Below are 569 nucleotides of genomic sequence, written 5' to 3' on the forward strand. Positions count from 1 at the left end.
GCCGATATCAACACCACCGCACTATCCCTAGTCGCCGCCTGGTCACTGCCGGAAGGCCACATCAAATCCGGCCTGCGTGCTATCCACCGGCTAGAAAGTCTGCCGAAAGTCAAAGCCATACAAGACACCCACTGCCTGCTCGACATTGAATCCCTCATTGCTATCGATCAACCCATGTCAGCACTGACAGCCTTGACTGATGAAACCCTGGACTTTATCGACACCCTCCTGGCTGACTTCTTCACCCCTTCTAAACCGAACCAAGCTTTTCCTACACGTAGTCAAATCAGGCGCAAAGTCCGCGATATATGTAAAACACTGGATGATTCCATCGCCTACCAAGATACCCGCCCTAAAGATACCTACCGGTTTTCCTCTAACGGCACCTCAGCGTGGTTGGAACTGCAGGTTGAAGAAGACACCGGCATTAAACTCGATGCCTTCATCCACCAGACCGCCGCCAAGGAAGACATCACTGTCGCTGAGGCAGTCATCAAACTGCTTTCCGGTGAGATAAAGCCACCAGCTGAGGTGGTGCTCCACACCTACCAGGCCTGCGATATTGAGGA

At 52.7% G+C, this 569-nt stretch carries 1 pseudogene; it reads left to right on the top strand.

The features are described 5' to 3' along the window. Positions 1-569 (top strand): annotated as a pseudogene (locus HMPREF2993_RS01130) (HNH endonuclease); the annotation flags it as partial.

It is taken from the genome of Corynebacterium sp. HMSC068G04, assembly GCF_001814885.1.
GTDB lineage: Bacteria > Actinomycetota > Actinomycetes > Mycobacteriales > Mycobacteriaceae > Corynebacterium > Corynebacterium hiratae.